This window comes from Streptomyces sp. NPDC002845 (assembly GCF_053591955.1).
Window position 1 is genome coordinate 202,129 of record NZ_JBSFUU010000002.1, and the last position, 16,939, is coordinate 219,067.

Annotated in this window: 20 protein-coding genes; 5 read left to right on the forward strand and 15 right to left on the reverse strand. The window is 69.9% G+C overall.

From position 1 onward, the window contains the following. Window positions 1-211: 211 nt before the first annotated feature. Genes ACWD3C_RS02140 through ACWD3C_RS02150 form a run of 3 tightly spaced genes read right to left on the reverse strand, consistent with a single transcriptional unit; the run spans window position 212 to window position 989 of the window. Entirely contained in the window at window positions 212-400 is a 189-nt protein-coding gene (locus ACWD3C_RS02140; RefSeq protein WP_451139079.1) for a hypothetical protein, read from the reverse strand. Further along, window positions 397-612, reverse strand: a complete 216-nt coding sequence (locus ACWD3C_RS02145; protein ID WP_451139081.1) for a hypothetical protein — start codon at window positions 610-612, stop codon at window positions 397-399. The genes ACWD3C_RS02140 and ACWD3C_RS02145 overlap by 4 nt, the downstream gene beginning before the upstream one ends. After that, on the reverse strand, window positions 609-989 hold the full coding sequence (locus tag ACWD3C_RS02150; protein WP_451139083.1) for a DUF6415 family natural product biosynthesis protein: 381 nt from the start codon (window positions 987-989) through the stop codon (window positions 609-611). Before ACWD3C_RS02150 ends, ACWD3C_RS02145 begins: the two co-directional genes overlap by 4 nt. A 170-nt stretch (window positions 990-1,159) precedes the next feature. Between ACWD3C_RS02150 and ACWD3C_RS02155 the strand changes: the two genes are divergently transcribed. Beyond that, a complete protein-coding gene (locus ACWD3C_RS02155; protein WP_451139085.1) occupies window positions 1,160-1,921 on the forward strand; it encodes a DUF5919 domain-containing protein in 762 nt (253 codons plus the stop codon). Next, window positions 1,908-2,375, forward strand: a complete 468-nt coding sequence (locus tag ACWD3C_RS02160; RefSeq protein ID WP_451139087.1) for an NUDIX hydrolase — start codon at window positions 1,908-1,910, stop codon at window positions 2,373-2,375. The genes ACWD3C_RS02155 and ACWD3C_RS02160 overlap by 14 nt, the downstream gene beginning before the upstream one ends. Before the next feature lie 108 nt (window positions 2,376-2,483). Here ACWD3C_RS02160 and ACWD3C_RS02165 read toward each other — a convergent pair whose 3' ends face one another. The 3 genes from ACWD3C_RS02165 to ACWD3C_RS02175 all read right to left on the reverse strand — a co-directional run bounded on the left by ACWD3C_RS02165 (window position 2,484) and on the right by ACWD3C_RS02175 (window position 3,321). Further along, window positions 2,484-2,744: a hypothetical protein gene (locus ACWD3C_RS02165; protein WP_451139089.1), complete on the reverse strand. Its 261-nt coding sequence runs from the start codon at window positions 2,742-2,744 to the stop codon at window positions 2,484-2,486. Between the two features lie 8 nt (window positions 2,745-2,752). Next, the gene (locus tag ACWD3C_RS02170; RefSeq protein WP_451139091.1) at window positions 2,753-3,010 is read right to left on the reverse strand and encodes a hypothetical protein; all 258 of its coding nucleotides are present in this window, start codon (window positions 3,008-3,010) and stop codon (window positions 2,753-2,755) included. 89 nt (window positions 3,011-3,099) lie between these two features. After that, window positions 3,100-3,321, reverse strand: coding sequence for a hypothetical protein (locus ACWD3C_RS02175; RefSeq protein ID WP_451139093.1), 222 nt, complete (start codon window positions 3,319-3,321; stop codon window positions 3,100-3,102). A 75-nt stretch (window positions 3,322-3,396) separates the two neighbouring features. Between ACWD3C_RS02175 and ACWD3C_RS02180 the strand changes: the two genes are divergently transcribed. After that, window positions 3,397-3,810: a hypothetical protein gene (locus ACWD3C_RS02180; protein WP_451139095.1), complete on the forward strand. Its 414-nt coding sequence runs from the start codon at window positions 3,397-3,399 to the stop codon at window positions 3,808-3,810. Between the two features lie 371 nt (window positions 3,811-4,181). On the opposite strand, the gene ACWD3C_RS02185 is transcribed toward ACWD3C_RS02180, so the two are convergent. Continuing rightward, window positions 4,182-6,122: an alpha-L-fucosidase gene (locus ACWD3C_RS02185; RefSeq protein ID WP_451139097.1), complete on the reverse strand. Its 1,941-nt coding sequence runs from the start codon at window positions 6,120-6,122 to the stop codon at window positions 4,182-4,184. Window positions 6,123-6,616: 494 nt separating this feature from the next. Between ACWD3C_RS02185 and ACWD3C_RS02190 the strand changes: the two genes are divergently transcribed. Both ACWD3C_RS02190 and ACWD3C_RS02195 read left to right on the forward strand, forming a co-directional pair. Then, window positions 6,617-8,059 carry an RICIN domain-containing protein gene (locus ACWD3C_RS02190; protein ID WP_451139099.1) on the forward strand — a complete coding sequence of 481 codons (1,443 nt, stop codon included), beginning with the start codon at window positions 6,617-6,619 and terminating at the stop codon, window positions 8,057-8,059. Between the two features lie 239 nt (window positions 8,060-8,298). Then, window positions 8,299-8,727 carry a hypothetical protein gene (locus ACWD3C_RS02195; protein WP_451139101.1) on the forward strand — a complete coding sequence of 143 codons (429 nt, stop codon included), beginning with the start codon at window positions 8,299-8,301 and terminating at the stop codon, window positions 8,725-8,727. Window positions 8,728-8,794: 67 nt separating this feature from the next. Here ACWD3C_RS02195 and ACWD3C_RS02200 read toward each other — a convergent pair whose 3' ends face one another. The 8 genes from ACWD3C_RS02200 to ACWD3C_RS02235 all read right to left on the reverse strand — a co-directional run bounded on the left by ACWD3C_RS02200 (window position 8,795) and on the right by ACWD3C_RS02235 (window position 16,522). After that, complete coding sequence (locus ACWD3C_RS02200) at window positions 8,795-10,741, reverse strand: RICIN domain-containing protein (RefSeq protein ID WP_451139103.1); 1,947 nt, start codon at window positions 10,739-10,741, stop codon at window positions 8,795-8,797. A 12-nt stretch (window positions 10,742-10,753) separates the two neighbouring features. Continuing rightward, window positions 10,754-10,936 (reverse strand): hypothetical protein, encoded by a 183-nt coding sequence (locus ACWD3C_RS02205; RefSeq protein ID WP_451139105.1) that lies wholly within the window; start codon window positions 10,934-10,936, stop codon window positions 10,754-10,756. A gap of 290 nt (window positions 10,937-11,226) precedes the next feature. Further along, window positions 11,227-12,153 (reverse strand): amidohydrolase family protein, encoded by a 927-nt coding sequence (locus ACWD3C_RS02210; RefSeq protein WP_451139107.1) that lies wholly within the window; start codon window positions 12,151-12,153, stop codon window positions 11,227-11,229. Between the two features lie 20 nt (window positions 12,154-12,173). Then, window positions 12,174-12,485, reverse strand: coding sequence for an L-rhamnose mutarotase (locus ACWD3C_RS02215; protein ID WP_451139109.1), 312 nt, complete (start codon window positions 12,483-12,485; stop codon window positions 12,174-12,176). After that, complete coding sequence (locus ACWD3C_RS02220; RefSeq protein WP_451139111.1) at window positions 12,482-13,546, reverse strand: aldo/keto reductase; 1,065 nt, start codon at window positions 13,544-13,546, stop codon at window positions 12,482-12,484. The genes ACWD3C_RS02215 and ACWD3C_RS02220 overlap by 4 nt, the downstream gene beginning before the upstream one ends. 11 nt (window positions 13,547-13,557) lie before the next feature. Beyond that, window positions 13,558-14,316, reverse strand: coding sequence for an SDR family NAD(P)-dependent oxidoreductase (locus ACWD3C_RS02225; RefSeq protein WP_451139113.1), 759 nt, complete (start codon window positions 14,314-14,316; stop codon window positions 13,558-13,560). Beyond that, entirely contained in the window at window positions 14,313-15,659 is a 1,347-nt protein-coding gene (locus ACWD3C_RS02230) for an L-fuconate dehydratase (RefSeq protein ID WP_451139115.1), read from the reverse strand. The genes ACWD3C_RS02225 and ACWD3C_RS02230 overlap by 4 nt, the downstream gene beginning before the upstream one ends. Window positions 15,660-15,670: 11 nt before the next feature. Beyond that, a complete protein-coding gene (locus ACWD3C_RS02235; protein ID WP_451139117.1) occupies window positions 15,671-16,522 on the reverse strand; it encodes a fumarylacetoacetate hydrolase family protein in 852 nt (283 codons plus the stop codon). Window positions 16,523-16,939: the final 417 nt, after the last annotated feature.

Genomic DNA, 16,939 nt, shown 5'->3' on the forward strand with positions numbered 1-16,939 from the left:
CACCTGCGGATAGGTGGCCAGCCCCTCGGAAGCCGAGGGGCTTTCGTCGTCTCAGGTGATCGTTAGCTGGCCCGATGCTGGCCCGAACGGTAGCCGATCAAGGTTCGGCGCTCCGCACGCAAAGACCCGCCCCGCCGCAGTCCTTCCGGGACCAGCGACGGGGCGGGCTTGCCACCTCCTGCCGGGCTTCCTGTCCCGGCCGGAGGGGCGTTCAGGGGGTGGACGGCTTCCGGTTCCACGGGTGGCAGGTGCAGCCACAGCGCCGTACGAGCAGCACGGTGCTGTAGTGCGGCAGCGGTATGTCCTTGGTCCGGCGGCACTCAGCGTGCAGATGCTTGTACTCGGGCCGCTGCGCGACGTCGCAGTGCGCCGACAGCGGCGCCCGGCCGGTGACGGTCACGAGACCGGCTCCTTCGTGCGCTGGTACGCCGCGTACAGGCGCTCGGAGGCGGGACACCACTGCTCCGGTCCTGTGCACGCACTACAGGCGGCCAGGTGCGCCCGCAGGACCCTGCGGGCGCGCGTGACGTCATCCTCGTCGTGGACAGAGACGCGCTGCATGTGGCCGGGCCCGCTGCCCTCGTCGCGCCACTGCCACTCGATCCGGCTCACGAGGCGTGCCTCAGGTTCTCGACGTGGTCGCACAGGGCGTTCACGGAGCGGGCGAGGCGCTGCGCGTGCGCGATGCCCGCGGGGAGTCCGTGGCCGGGTTCGAGGCCGAGGTGCATGCGGGCGGTGCCGACGCAGGCGAGGGCGCAGGCGCGCGGGATGTCGTCCTCGGGGAGCTTCTCGGCCGCGGCCTCGACTTCGGGGACGGTGAGCGCGAGGTGCCCGCGGAGCTGGAGGGTGAGGGTCTCCAGTTCCTCCGGCGTGGGCAGTACGGCGTCGTCGGCGAGGAGACGGCGCGCGGCCGTGCGCATCGTCTCGATATCGACGGGCAAGGCGGCCGCCTCTGCCGTGTCGGTTGGGCGGGTGGTAGAAACAGTCACTGTCGGCGCTCCTCAGCAGCGTTCGGCCACGCCCCGGGGTGTTCGCGCACCGCCGGGGTCTTGCGTCCACCCTTGCGAGTCAAGAGGTGCGTTCCTACTGCGTCTTGGGGCCGTTAGACACGGAAGAGGGCTACCGTTTGAAACGTGCCTAACGTCCCACGGGGGTGTCAGTGAACGAAGCGCTGAGCCGGGCCATGGCCCAGGCGCATATGAGTGACAGACAGTTGGCCGAGAAGTGTGGCGTCGATACCAAGACGGTCGGCCGGTGGATCACGCAAGCCGGACGTGTTCCGCATGCTCGTCACCGCTGGGCCGTCTGCGAGGCTCTCGGGGAGGACGAGGCGGTGTTGTGGCCGGCAGTCGTGAAGAAAGCGATCAAGGCTGGGCCGGACCGTGAGGTCGTCTCCGTCTACCCGTACCGCTCCGGCTGCCCGGCCTCCCTGTGGCGATCATTGATCACCAAAGCTGAGCGAGAGCTGACGTTCGCTGGTTACACGAACTACTTCCTATGGCTAGAGCAGGCCCGGTTCGGTACGGCACTTCGACGCAAAGCGGCACAGGGATGCCGGGTGCGCTTCCTGCTCGGCAACCCCGACAGCGACCTGACGCGGTCGCGGGAGCGGGACGAGGGCGTTGCGCTCACTCTGTCCACGCGGATCCGGGTGACGCTCGCCGAGCTGGAGAAGATCAGGAGCCAGCCGGGCATCAATGCACGGTACAGCAGTGGCCACGCGTACCTTTCCGTGTTCCGCTTCGACGATGACATGATCGTTACGCCTCTGCTGACGCACAGCGTCGGGCATGACGCCCCAACGCTGCACCTGCATCGACACCAGGACGATGGCATGTTCGACCGCTTTGCGTCGCACGTCGAAGAGCTGTGGCGCCAGGGCAGCCCAGTATGGGAGGACATCACCGATGGCACGGCGTGACTACGAAGACGACCCGGCTGCCCCGCCCGCGAACAGTCTGGTCGCGGCGGCCTCTGCCGTCGTGGTCGACGACGCCGGGCGCATCCTGCTCCAGCGGCGCGCCGACAACGGGATGTGGGCCCTACCCGGCGGTGCGATGCAGCTCGGCGAGTCGCTGCCGGACTGCGCCGTACGTGAGACGCGCGAGGAGACCGGCTACGAGGTCGAGGTCACGGGCATCGTCGGCACGTATACCAACCCTCGGCACGTATTCGCCTACGACGACGGAGAGGTCCGTCAGGAATTCTCCGTCTGCTTCCTGGCGCGTCCCGTGGCTGGCCACCTGGCGGTGTCTGAGGAGTCCACGGATGTGGCGTGGTTCGAGCCCGAAGAAGTGGACGCGCTACCCATGGTCGCCAGCATTCGCAAGCGCGTGAACGACTGGCGAAGTGGCGACATGCCCGCCCTCCGATAGCAGGACGGCCATACGCCCGTCTCCGGCCCGCTCGGCACGCTTGTCGGCGCCCGGACACGACGAAGAGCCCCCTGCACGACCATCAGGCCGTGCAGGGGGCGTGGTGGTTCACGACGTCGTACGGGCGTGTTCAGCGAGATGCTCGTCGAAGCGGCGCGTCAGCTCGGTAACGGCCTCCTTCATCTCCCCCATGTCCCGGGCCGTGCTGGACACCTGATCCTTCATCGACTCGCCGCCGTTCGGCGCCAGCTCCTTCACAGCCTCCCCGATGAAGACGAGGCGGCGAAGAACCGCCCACCCCCCGCGAGCCAGGGCACCGATCATGAGGAGGGACCCGGCTGCTATTCCGAGCAATTCGAGCAGATCCATGGAACCACTCACACGCCTCTGGCGAGGGACGTGCTGTTGGTGACATCCCTCCAACGCGCTACCAGGCCCTTCGCCAGGGCGAGGACGGCGCCGCCTCCACCGACCGCGGCGGCATGCCACATGCTGCCGTCGAGCGGGGTCGTGACGACGATCCCGGCAATGAACGCCTGCAGGAACGTGGACAGGACGCGCTCGGTCAGGTCCCGCGCGTAGGTCTTCGCCGTCTTCACGACGGTCTCGGTCGAGGGCAGGTCGAAGCTGGACATGGGTCAGGACTCCTGCGTGAGTGCGGTGGCGAGCCGGTCGAGGGCGGCCTGTGCGCCGGCCTCGGCTGCGGCCTCGATCTCCGGCAGGGTCAGCCCGCCCCCTCGGCGAGGCGGGCAAGGACCGCGTCACGCGCGGCACCTCGCGCGAGCAGCTGCTTTGCGATCCTCTCGACGCGGGCCAGCCGGGCGGCCATGCCCCACGACCGCTGCTCCATGCTGGTCTTGGCGTCCCCGCCTTCGAGGGGGGAGTCCGCCATGTGCCCCCACACCCGGCGGGCGATCCTGTCGAGGTCCTCCTCCGTCAGAGCCATATCGGTGTCCTCCTTCTCGCTGGCGGGGCGCGGCGCCCCTGCGAGGCCGAGCTCGGCATGGTGATGGTCTCGGCGATGCTGGGCCGCGTCCACCTCAGCGGACGCCCCGACCTGCTGACTGAGGATCAGGCGGCCCTGGTGCGCCGGGCGGTGGACACGTACAAGACATACCGTCCCCTGCTGCCGGGCGCCCTGCCCCGCTGGCCGCTGGGCCTTCCCGGCTGGCGCGACGGCTGGATCGCGTTGGCGCTGACCGCCGAGAGCGGTACGACCCTGCTGGCCCTGTGGCGCCGTGACGGCGCACCGGAAACGGCTACTGTCCCACTGCCCTGGGTGGCCGGAGGCGACGGGCCGCATGTGCTGTTCGCGGCCGGCCCGCGGCCGACGTACGAGTGGGACGGACAGGGCCGCGTCCTACGGGTGGGCCTCCCGGCCGAGCGGTCGGCGGTGCTGCTCGCTTTCGGTGGGGGTTTCGCCGGGGCGGTCTGAACCCGGTCGGGCGGCCCTGGCATGGACGAACGGCTCCGGCATGGGCGGGTGGCTCGGCGGCGGGTGCGGATTGGCGAGCGGGTTGGGCCGCGTTCCGGGTTCGGTGACTGGTCGGGAGTGGGCTGCGGTGTGTGGTGTCCCGGGGAGGGGTGGGCCGCTGTCGGTGCCAGGGGGCTGGAGCCCGGCCGGGCCGGGGGAGCCCGGCGGGGCTCCGGGCCTGCGCGGCCGCGAGGCGTCGCACCGGGAGCGATAGCCGTGCATCGCGACGAGCTGCTCGTCCGACGCGGCGGAGGGCCGCGCACCCACCGGCTCCGCCGACTCCAGGGTCAGCGGCCTCGGCAGTGGGCTTGCGGCCCCGTACGTCGTCTCCGTCAGGCGGGGATGGACAGGCTGGTGCTGAAGGGCCGGTCGTAGACCTCAAGGCTGCGGATGGATGCCCACGTCCTGGAAGGGAGTCCGGTGACCGTTACGCGCACGTATCTGGCCTGGGCCGTGAACGTGGCGGTCTGCACCTGGCTGGTGCTGGTGCTGGTGGTGGCGGTGAGGTCGGCGAGGGTGGTCCAGTTGCTGTTGTCGATGGAGCCCTCGACGCGGTAGTGGTAGTTCCGGGCGTCGAACTCCCAGGCGATACGGGCGCCCGTGAGGGACCGCGTGGAGCCCAGGTCCACCTTCAGCCAGTGGCCGGTGTTGCCGTTGTTCGCGCACCAGCGGGTGGCCGTGGAGCCGTCGACGGCCTTCGCCGCGGTGTTGCCCTTGGAGGTCTCCTGGCTGCTGGCGGCGGTCGTCCTGCCGGCGGCGATGTCGACGGGCTGTACGGAGCGGTCGAGTACGACCGCGACCACGCTGTCCTCGGGGATGCGGGTGCGGTTGATGCCGGTGATGGTCACCTTGCGGTCGGCGTCGACGGTGTACGGCAGGTCGGTGCCCGACGCGACGTCGTAGACGCGGGTGACCTGCGCGTCGCCGGTCGAGGGGGTGGTGAAGGCCGTGCCGCTGTAGCCCGGCAGCAGGTGGACGTAGAGGGTGTTGTCCTTGTGGGTGAAGCCGTACCGGCCGTCCACCGGGTTCCACGGCCCGCCGCGGGTGCCGTAGACGGCATCGCCGCAGGTGGCCATGAAGGAGCCGATGCGGCGTACCAGGTCCGCCTGGGCGGTGGGTACCGCACCCGTGCGGTCCGGGCCGACGTTGACCAGGCAGGTGATGTCCCGCACCCAGGCGTTGACCAGCAGGTTCATGGCGTTGCCGAAGCTCATCACGCTCGCGCCGGCCCGGTAGCCCCAGGCGCCGCCGATGGTGAAGCACTTCTCCGCCACGCGCCCGGTGCGGATACCTCCGCTGGGAACGGAGCCGCCCTCCTCGCTGGTGAAGTCGCCGATCCAGCCGGACCGCAGGGTGGTGACGATGTCGGGCTGGTGCTTGCGCACCAGGCCGGTCAGGCCCAGTGGCCGGCCGGTGGCGGTGTCGGTCTCGCTGTAGGCGGCGTCCACCGGCCATTCGTTGGAAGCCTCGCGGAACATGCCGGGTTCCCAGAAGAACGCGGCGTCCGCGTCGGAGCCCCGCTGGCCGAGCCAGCCGCCGTCCCACCACAGGTCGTCGATCTTGCCGTACTGGGTGACCAGTTCCCGTACCTGCTGGTACACCTCGTTCTTCATGATCCGCGCGTTCTCCTTGTGCGCGGGATCGGTGACGTAACCCCACTTGTTGGGCAGGCAGTTGGTGCCCGTGACGTCGTAGTAGCCGGGGTAGCGCCAGCTCATGGGGGAGTAGTAGATGCCGACGCGGAGCCCGGCGTCCCGTACGGCCGTGACGTACTCGCTGATGAAGTCCCGTTGCAGCGGCGCCTGTCCGGAGTGCCAGGTGTTGGAGTGGGTGGTGCTCGGCCACAGCGCGAAACCGTCGTGGTGGCGGGCCGTGAGCACGGTGTACCTCGCGCCCATGTCCTTGGCCAGCTGCGCCCAGTCGGCGGGGTTGTAGGCGCTCGCGGTGAACTGCTCGCTCGTGGCGTCGGTGACGTACTTCCGGTAGTTCTCCGGCGTGATGGCGGCGTTCTCCATGTACCACTCGCCCCTGGCCGGGCCGGAGTAGACGCCCCAGTGGATGAACATGCCGAGCTTCGCGTCGCGCAGCCACTGGATCTTGTCGTCGGGCTGCTGCTCAACGCCCATGTCCACCCTGGGAATCCGCAGCGGGGGAATCGGCAGCGGCTGCGTGGCGGCATGAGCGGGTGTCGCCAGGGCGGGCGTCACCACCGCGGCGACCGTCATGGCCGCCAGGCCGACGAGTGCTCTCCGGCGCGATATCGGTTCGGACATCGGTGGGGTCTCCTGTCTGTCCGCAGACACGGCCCTACGGGCGCTGCGGCTCAACTCGGGGGACTGCACAGGCAGGGAGTTGCGACGGCGAGGGAGAGAGCCGCACGAGGTGCCCCTCGTCGTAGTGACATCGGATGTATTAAGGGGCAGATTTGTGGAATCTGTCTAGGGGTTGACGCAGAAAAAGGGAAAACCGCGAGCTGCCTTCGCGGTAGCCGCATCAGCCGACGCCGGTCATCCGATGTATGTAGTGAAGCTGTCTCATGGCGCGCGTCTTGCCGGACCCGTTGACGCGCGCCCGCTTCCCCCTTACGGTCCTGCGACAGAGCCGCACACAGTTCAACAAAAACCCACGGCATCGTAGACAGTTCGTTCATTCAGCGGAACCTGAGCCGGTTGGTGTGCGCCGGGCGCGCACGAAGACGGTTCCGGCCTCACGACCCGCCCCGCCTCTCTCCCCCTCTCTCCTCGCTCTCTCCTCGCGAAGGACACCCATGCTCCGACGTGCCCTCAGATTCCTCCTGGCCGCCCTCATGGGCGCGGCCACGCTGCTGGTCATCGACTCACCCGCGCACGCCGCTTCGGTCACCGTCACCAACGGGACGCAGTTCACCGACACCTCCGGCTCCGTGGTGCACGCCCACGGGGGCGGGGTGATCAAGGTCGGCGCGTACTACTACTGGTTCGGTGAGAACCGTAATCCCGACAACACGTTCCGAGCGGTCTCCGCATACCGTTCGACCGATCTGAAGACCTGGGAGTTCCGCAACGACGTCCTGACCCGGGCGAGCGATCCCGAACTGGCCGCCGCCAAGATCGAACGCCCGAAGGTCATCTACAACAGCGCCACCGACAAGTACGTCATGTGGATGCACAAGGAGAACGGCAGCGACTACAGCCAGGCCCGCGCCGCGGTCGCCGTCTCCGACACGATCGACGGCGACTACACCTGGCAGGGCAGCTTCCGGCCGTCGAGCGGCACCACGTCACGGGACATGACGCTGTTCAAGGACGACGACGGCACGGCCTACCAGATCGCCTCCACCAACGGCAACGCCGACCTGCACATCTACCGGCTCACCGCGGACTACACCGCCTACGACGGCCTGGTCGCCAACCCCTGGGCGGGCGACTTCCGTGAGGCGCCGGCCCTGTTCAAGCGGAACGGCGTCTACTTCATGCTGACCTCCGGCAACAGCGGCTGGAGTCCCAACCAGCAGCAGTACGCCACCGCCACCAGCATCTCCGGCCCCTGGACCACGATGGAGGACATCGGCGACGCGACCGCCTACGGCTCCCAGACCGCCTTCGTCCTGCCCGTCCAGGGCACCTCGGGCACCTCGTACCTCTACATGGGCGACCGCTGGGGCAACTCCATCGGCGGCACCGTCAACGACTCCCAGTACGTCTGGCTTCCGCTGACCTTCCCCACCACCCGCACCATGAACATGCCGTGGTACCCGGAGCTCGCCATCGACACCGAGGCCGGGACCGTCACCGGCGCGGGCGGCGGCCCGTACTACAACCTCCTGGCCCGGCACAGCTCCAAGTGCGTCGACGTCTCCGGCAACTCCGCCGACGACAGCGCCGTCGTCCTGCAGTACTCCTGCAACAGCGGCCTCAACCAGCAGTGGCGGCTGCAGGACGCGGGCGACGGCTACGTCCGCGTCCTCGCCCAGCACAGCGGCAAGTGCCTGGACGTGGCCAACAACTCCACCGCCGACGGCGCCTCCGTCATGCAGTACCGCTGCACCACCGGCACCAACCAGCAGTGGCTGTTCCAGGATCAGGGCAACGGCTACCACCGCCTCCAGGCCCGGCACAGCGGCAAGTGCCTGGACGTCGCCAACGCGTCCACCACCAACGGCGCCCGTCTCATCCAGTGGCCCTGCGGCTCCGGAACCAACCAGCAGTTCCAGCGGCGAGCCGCCGGCTGAGGCGCTGACTGATCGGGAACTGGTGTTGCCGGCCGCACCGGCCGCACCGGCCGCACCGGCCGCACCGGCCGCACCGACCGCACCGACCGGTGCGGCCGGTGCGGTTCGCGGTGTATCTGCGGCCCGAGGAGAGGTGCACGCGGCGCTGGGGCGGCGCGGCGCCCTGCAGGCGGTGGCGCTGCACGACAGCGCGCTGACCGGCAGCTGGTCGAAACCGGCGGCCGTGTACGTCGGTGAGGGTGCCCGCGAGGAGGCGCGCCGGGCCCGGATCGCCGGCCCTGCGCGCCGAACTCGACGGCCTGGCAGGCGACATGGCCCGGGTCGACGCCGAGCGCGCCGCCGTGGCCCGGCGCCGCAGCACCCTGGACGCCGAGCCGGCCGCCGTCTCCGACGACGCCGCCCCGCGCCCCGCGCACACGCGCTCGCTGCCGCGCACCGGGCCCGTGCCGGCCGCGACGGCCGCGCACCGGGCACGGGCCGAGGCGTCCCGGCGGGAGGCCGAGGCGGCCACCGAACTCGCCGACACCGCCGCCGCGGTGAACCTGCCCGCCGACCGGGCGGGCGGGCCTGGCCACCGCCCGCCAGGCCCTGGCCGACCGCGCCCCCGCGCAGCGCGCCGCCGCCGAACGCCTTGCTGGGCCGCGCCCCCGGCGCCGGACGCTCGTTGAGCGCCTGCCTCGACGCGGTGGACGCCGTCTGCGCCGCTCCGGTGTCAGCCCCGCCGGCCTGGCAGGGTCAGGAGGGGATGATCTGCCACTGCTGCCGCGTCTGTGACGCGTACGGCTGCTGCTCGATGTTGGTTCCGTCGGTGGTGCTGCCCTCCTCGACACCGAGGGACAGCCCGCTGTAGCGGTTGATGAGGAAGTAGTGGCCGTCACCGGTGGGCGTCACGGCCCAGTGCTGCTGGGGGGCACTGGCGTCCGCCCAGATGCCGACGTTGCCGCCGTCCGTGCGGGAGAGACCCGCGACCTCCAGGAGCTTGCCGCTGCCCACACCCTTGATCTTGTAGTAGCCGTCGCCGGTGCTGGTGAAGGTCCACCTCTGGTTCGCCTGGTTGAGCCACGGCCACTGATGGACGTTGGTGCCGTTGGCGGTGCGCGCGCCCGCCACGTCGACGACCTGGCCGCTGTGCCGGGCGACCAACTGGTAGACCGTGCCGTCACCGGGCAGCGTGGTGGACACCAGCGCCGGCTTGGCCGTCCGGCCGCCGATCCTGACGCCGCCGATGTTGGCGTAGCCGCCGGTGGCCGCGTTGACCTGGATCCGTACGAAGCCCGCGTTCCGGGCGGGCCACTCCACCAGCTTGGTCTTGCCGTTGCCGGCCCAGGTGCCGGTGGCGACCTGGGTGAAGTTGACCCCGTCGGTGCTGGTCAGGATCGTGTACGAGGTGATGTCGCCGGCGGTGGAGTTGGTGCGGTTCCACTGCTTGGGCAGGTACTCCAGGGTGGTGACGTTGCTCCACACGCCGCCCAGGTCGATGGTGATGGACTGCGGCAGCGACAGGCTCCAGGTCGACCAGCAGGTCTCGTAGCGGACGTCGCTGAGTCCGTCGATGGCGTGGAGCGGGCCCTCTCCGGTGTGGAAGTCGGTCGCGTACGCGTTGACCGGTGTGACGGGGTGCTCGGCGCGCAGCAGCTGGGCGGGAAGCGGCGGTCGGGAGGTGTCGGGGCTCCATGCCGCGCCGACCTCGGCCAGCCGGTTCACGACGTTGGTGTCCAGCAGGCCGTTGCGGTTGGGCGGGCAGTTGAGGATGAACGAGGTGTACTTCGGTTCCAGGTCGGCCAGGTGCGACAGGATCGCGCTTCTGCTCATGAGGCTCTCGGTCGGGGTGGAGGGGTGCCAGAACCAGCCGTTGCTGATGGTCTGCCCCTGCATTCCGGCGTAGGTGTTGCCCGCCGGCGCCGTGATGCCCAGCGGCTCCTCGAAGAAGATCGCGTCGCTGAGGAAGGGCTCCGCCAGTCCGCCGATGTCGATCATGACGCAGTCCGGCTGCAGCTCCTTCACCAGGTTACGGATCCTCTGATAGGAGATGGCCTGCTGCCCCATCTGCCATGCGTAACCGTCGGTCATGAACATGTCTATGGTGCCGTAATTGGTCAGCAACTCGGTGATCTGGTTGAGGATGAAGGTCATGTCGCTGGGCTGGATGGCATCGGTGATTTCGAGCCCGGTCACGTTGTGCCGGTCTTCCCACGCCTCGACGCCGAAGGTGCGGTCCCAGATCGAGTAGTAGAACCCGACCTTCAGTCCCCTCGACCGGAAAGCATCGCAGTACGCCTGCACGACGTCCTGCCTGTAGGAGCTGTTCGCGACGTTCTGGGTGCCATGGGCGCTGGGCCACAGGGCGAAGCCGTCATGGTGCTTGGTCGTCAGGATGCCGTAACTCATCTTCGCGGCGACCGCTGCGTCGGCCCACTGCGCGCAGTCGACGCTCGGGGGAGCGAAGAGGGTGGGGCTCTGGTTCGGTGCCGCCCACTCCTGGTTCGTGAACGTGCCCAGGCTGAAGTGATTGAACATGCCGAACCGCATATCGACCATCTTGCTCAGGTTGGTCTGGGTGTCCGCGGCGGCCGCCTCCGGGAGAAAGCCGGAGAAGCCGGGGACGACCGGCAGGGCGGTCGCGGCGGTCGCAGCACCCGCCGCGCCGAGAAACGTACGGCGAGTCATTCTGGATGCGGACATGACACTCTCCTGTCAGTTGCTGGCGTTGATTGCGGTGACGACGAGTCGGACGGCACTCCGCTGGAACCACTGGTTGGCGCCGGCGCCGCAGGGCCGCTGGATGAGGCGGGCGCCGTGGGTGGTGGACGCGTGGACGAGCAGCGTGAACACGCTCAGGGAGGCGGCCGGCACAAACGTGACGGCACGTCGGGGCATCAGGGATCACAGCGTCCCGGGCAGAGGCGCACCGTGTCGGTCGCGATTCTGCTCCTCATTCGAAGAGGCTGCTTGATGGTTGGACTGTGTGCGGCTCCGTCGGCAGACCGTAGGGCTGAAGCGAATCTTCGTCAACCCTGCGTCGCTTCATTCATCCGATCTGTCGGCTGATTCCCTCTCGCGTTTCGGTGGCTTGTTCCTGATATTTGGGCGAGATGTCACCATTCATCTCGTGGTTTCAGTCGAGCCCCGGACAAGTCCTGCGTTGTTGCCCGTTAATACATCCGATGTCACTCCAGCGAGCGCACGCCAACGGATGTGGGGTCTGCCTGAGGCGTCGTCAGGCCGTAGGTGCGGACGGCGGTGCCACTGAAGACCTCCCGCCGCTCGGCGGGAGACAGGCCCGCCGTCAGCGAGCGGGCCGCGTCGACGACTTCGGCGTAGTCGGCGGCGAGTCGGCAGACGGGCCAGTCGGAACCGAACATCAGCCGCTCGGGGCCGAAGGCGTCCAGCACGGTATCGGCGTACGGCGTGAGGTGCGCGACGGTCCAGGAGTCCCAGTCGGCCTCCGTGACCAGGCCGGAGAGCTTGCACACCGTGTTGGGCAGGGCCGCCAGTCGCCGTATCTCCCCTGCCCACGGCCGGAGTTCACCGGCGGCGACGGGCGGCTTGGCCAGGTGGTCCAGTACGAAGGTGAGGCCCGGCAGACGCCGAGCGGCCTCGATGGCCGCGGGGAGCTGGTGGGGTTTGACCAGCAGGTCGTAGGCGAGTCCGGAGTCGGCGACCGCGGTCAGTCCCCGCAGTACCTCCGGGCGCAGCAGCCAGCGGGGGTCGGGTTCGCCCTGCACCTGGTGGCGGATGCCCACCAGGTGTGCGCCGCCGGGGCCTTCGCGCAGCGCGGCGAGGGCGTCGGCGACATCGGGAGAGGTCAGATCGGTCCAGCCGACGACTCCGGCGACCAGTTCGCTGCCCGCCGCCAGGGCCAGGAACTCCGGGGTCTCCTCCGGCACAGTGATCGTCTGCACCAGCACGGTCGCGGTGACCCCGGCGGCGCGTGCCTCCGGCTCCAGGTCGCTCAGGGAGAAGTCGCGGCGCAGCGGGGCGAGTTCGGCTCCGGTGATCCAGTCCTGGTCGCGGACGGACAGGTCCCACACGTGGTGGTGAGCGTCGACGATCCCCGGGCCGGCGGCCGTCCCGATCTCCGGGCCGGTGCTCATCCCGGTGCTCGTCCCGGTGGTCACAGTTCCCACACCACGGGCAGGGAGGCGTCTGCGCCCTCCGCCGAATAGTCGTGGGTGACGTCGAGGAGTCCGGCCATCCGGGCCTGCCAGGCGATGTTGACCGGGAGTCTCTCCAACTCGGCGATCATCGCCGGGTAGTCCTCCACCTCCAGCAGGTGGAAGAGATCGGTGCCGCTGCGCCAGATCGTCCACCGGCTCACCCCGGCGGCCCGGATGGCGGCGGTCAGCTCCTCGGGGACCTCGCGGTGTGCCGCCTCGTACTCCTCGACGTGGTCGGCACGGACCTTGGTGTGCAGGGCGACCCTCACGACGGCTCCTTCGACGACGGGGTTTCCTCGACGGGCGTGGATACGGGGACGGACAGAGGCGTGGATACGGGCGTGGATACGGGGGCGGGGACACCCGGGGCCAGCAGGCCCTGGCCACGCAGCTCGGCCCAGAGGGCGTCCGGGACGGGGCGCCGCAGCTGCTCCACGGTGTCGCGCACCTCCTCGGCGGAACGCGCGCCGGTCAGGACGCTCGCGACCGCGGGGTGGCCGAACGGGAAGCGCAGGGCGGCGGCGCGCAATGGGACACCGTGACGCTCGGTGACGGCCTTGAGCCGCAGGGCACGGTCGAGCACCGGCTGCGGCGCGGGGGCGTAGTCGTACGTGGCTCCGGGCCGGGGATCGGTGAGCAGGCCGGAGTTGAAGACGCCGCCGATGACGACGCTCCTGCCGCGGGCGGCGGCCTCGGGCAGCAGCTCGGCGAGTCCTTCCTGCTCCAGGAGGGTGTAGCGGCCGGCCAGGAGGACCACGTCGATGTCGGTCTCGCGCAGGAAGCGGGCGGGCAGGGCGCACTGGTTTATCCCGACGCCGATGGCGCCGACCACGCCTTCGCCGCGCAGTCGTTCCAGGGCCGGGTACGCCTCGGTCAGGGCCTGCTCGGCGTGGTCGTCCGGGTCGTGCAGCAGGGCGATGTCGACGCGGTCGAGGCCGAGGCGGTCCAGGCTGGCCTCCAGGGAGCGCAGCACTCCGTCGGCGGTGAAGTCCCAGACCCTTCGGTGGGTGGCGGGGACGGCGAAGCCGTGGGCGGTGTCGTCGCCGGGGCGGTCGTCCGGGTTCGGCACGAGCAGCCGGCCCACCTTCGTGGAGACGGTGTAGGCGTCGCGGGGGCGGCCGTGCAGTGCGGCACCGAGGCGGCGTTCGGCGAGCCCGAGTCCGTAGTGGGGCGCGGTGTCGAAGGTGCGGATACCGGCGTCCCAGGCCGCCTCCACGGTGGCGAGGGCGGCCTCGTCGGTGACCGGGTGGTAGAGGTTGCCGAGGCCCGCGCAGCCGAAGGCCAGCTGCGTGACCTCGACGGCGCTGCCGCCCAGTGTCGTACGTCGCATGGCCGTGGCCGTCACGGGCGGGCCGCCGGGCGCAGTCGCAGTCCCTGCATGCCGCCGTCGACGGCGAGGGCGGTGCCGGTGACGGATGCGGCGGCGGGGCTCGCGAGGTAGGCGATGGCGGCCGCGACCTCGTCGGCGGTGACCAGCCGGCCCATGGGCTGGCGGGCGTTGAGGGCGGCGCGTTCGGCCTCGGGGTCGTCGGCGGCGTCCAGCAGCCGGCCGACCCAGGGGGTGTCGGCGGTGCCGGGGTTGACGCAGTTGACGCGGATGCCCTCGCGGACGTGGTCCGCGGCCATGGCCAGGGTCAGCGAGAGCACGGCGCCCTTGCTGGCCGAGTACAGGGCGCGCTGCGGAAGCCCGGCGGTGGCCGCGATGGAGCAGGTGTTGACGACGGCGGCGTTCGACGAGCGGCGCAGATACGGCAGGGCGGCGCGGGTGGTGCGGACGATCCCGAGGACATTGACGTCCAGGACGCGGTGCCACTGCTCGTCGGGGTTGTCCTCGACGGTGCCCGCGGCGCCGATGCCCGCGTTGTTGACGAGGATGTCGAGGCCGCCCAGTTCCGTGGCCGCGGCGTCCACACCGGCCCGTACCGAGGTGTCGTCGCCGACATCGGCCTTCAGGCCGAGCAGCGGCTGCGGCACGCCACCGGGGTCGAGGTCGAGCACGGCCACCGCCGCGCCCTGTGCGGCCAGTGCGCGGGCCGTGGCGAGCCCGATGCCGGACGCGCCGCCGGTGACGACGGCCCTGAGCCCTGACATGCCGGTCATGCCGCCCTGCCTTCCTGAGTGCGTGCCGCGAGATCGGCGGCCCAGAACGTGCCGTCCGGGTAACGGTAGGCGGCGATGGACTCCTCCCGCATGGTGGCGGAGAACCCGGGGGTGAGCGGCGCGGTGTAGTGGCCGTCGCGCATCACCACGGGCGCGGTGAAGTGGTCGTGCAGGTGGTCGACGTACTCGATGACCCGGTTCTCGGTGGTGCCGGACAGGGCGAGGTAGTCGAACATCGACAGGTGCTGGACGAGTTCGCACAGGCCCACTCCGCCCGCGTGCGGGCAGACCGGGACGCCGAACTTGGCGGCGAGCAGCAGGATCGCCAGGTTCTCGTTGACGCCGCCGACCCGGGCCGCGTCGATCTGCAGCACGTCGATCGCGTCGGCCTGGAGTAGCTGCTTGAAGACGATCCGGTTCTGTACGTGTTCGCCGGTGGCGACCTTGACGGGGGCGACGGCCCCGCGTACCGCGGCGTGGCCGAGGACGTCGTCGGGGCTGGTGGGTTCCTCGATCCAGTACGGGGCGAACTCGGCGAGCGCGTTGGTCCACTCGATCGCCTCGTCGACGTTCCACCGCTGGTTGGCGTCGATGGCGATCCGGATGCCGTTGCCGACTGCGGCGCGTGCGGTGCGCAGCCGCCGGATGTCGTCCGCCAGATCGGCCCCTACCTTGAGCTTGATCTGAGTGAAGCCGTCGGCGACGGCCTGCTTGGCCAGCCGGCTCAGCTTGTCGTCGGAGTAGCCGAGCCAGCCCGGCGAGGTGGTGTAACCGGGGTATCCGCGCTCCAGCAGGGATGCCTCGCGTTCCGCCAGCCCCGTACGTCCCGCCCTCAGCAGGGCGAGCGCGTCCTCGGGCGTCAGTACGTCGGCGATGTAGCGGAAGTCGACCTGTGAGACCAGCCACTCGGGGGTGGCGTGTGCGAGCAGCTGCCACAGCGGCTTGCCCTCCCGCTTGGCGGCCAGGTCCCACACGGCGTTGACCACGGCGCCGATCGCCATGTGCATCACGCCCTTCTCGGGGCCGAGCCAGCGCAGTTGGCTGTCCCCGATCAGGTCCCGGCTGAGCGAGCCGGGGTCGGCGCACAGTTCGTCGACGGAACGGCCCAGGATGTGGGGGCGCAGCGCGTCGATCGCGGCGACCTGGACGTCGTTGCCGCGTCCGATGGTGAAGGTGAAGCCGTGGCCTTCGAGCCCGTCGCCGGAGTCGGTGCGCAGCACCACATAGGCGGCCGAGTAGTCGGGGTCCGGGTTCATCGCGTCCGAGCCGTCCAGCTCCCTCGATGTGGGGAACCGGATGTCGTAGGTGTCAACCGCGGTGATCCGGGCTGGTGTCGCAGTCAAGGGGGTGCCTTTCACGCTTGGGCGAAGGTCTGGCGCTGGCCCCCGAGCCCGTCGATGCCGAGTTCGACGGTGTCACCGGGGCGGAGGAAGGGAGTGCCGGGAAGGCCGAGGGCCACGCCCGCGGGCGTACCGGTGTTGATCACGTCGCCCGGCTGAAGAACCATGTACTGGCTCAGGTACGCCACGATGTGGTGGACCGGGAAGATCATGTCGCGGGTATGGCCGTGCTGACGCTTCACACCGTTGACGCTCAGGTGCAGGGAGAGGTCCTGCGGGTCGCCGGCCTCGTCGGCGGTGACCAGCCATGGACCGAGCGGGTTGAAGGTCTCGCAGGACTTGCCCAGGTCCCACTGCGAGGAGTACTCCAGCTGGAACTCGCGCTCCGAGACGTCATGGCTGACCGCGTAGCCCGCGATCACCGACGCCGCCTCCTCGGGGCCCGCGAGATAGCGGGCCCGGTGGCCGATCACGACCGCCAGCTCCACCTCCCAGTCGGTCTTCACCGAGCCGCGCGGGATCAGCACCTCGTCATAGGGGCCGACGACCGTGCCCGGGTCCTTCATGAAGACCACCGGACGCGGCGGGATCGCGGCCCCGGTCTCGGCGGCGTGGTCGCGGTAGTTCAGACCGACGCAGATGACCTTGCCGGGGCGGGCCACGGGCGCGCCGACCCGCAGTCCGTCCGGGTCGAGTTCGGGCAGGTTTCCCGCCTCGACCGCCGCGCGGGCCCGGTCGACTCCCCCTGAGGCGAGGAAGTCCCCGTCGATGTCGGAGGCCACGGAGGACAGGTCCAGCAGCCGGCCGTCGTCGGCACGGACAGCGGGCCGCTCCTCGCCGGGGGCGCCGACGCGTAGCAGTTTCACAGGGCGAGCTCCCTTGCCATGGGTGGTTCGTGGGGGACCGCGAAGGACGGGTTTGAACGCTTTGCGCCCAGTCATCGGATGAATGGCGGCACCGCGACTGTAGAGGCCAACCAGAGCAACACGCAACGGATACCTCGGATCTATTTTGTTCTCGCTCCCAACTCCCCTGCAGACGCCATGACTTGAGCGCGCACTTCACGCCTCAGTGATCGTGCCGTGATCGCTCGGCCTCCGATGAACCCGCCGACGAGCTAGGACCACTCGCCCTGCCATGTTTCCGAATTGTGAGGTATGTCGCAATGCGCCCTGTCAGGGAATGGCCGCCTGCTGCGGAATGTCACACAAATCGATGGAGGTGGACTCTTGTCAACGTCGGCAACGCCGTCGTAACGTCCTCGACGTCCGAGAGACATCGGA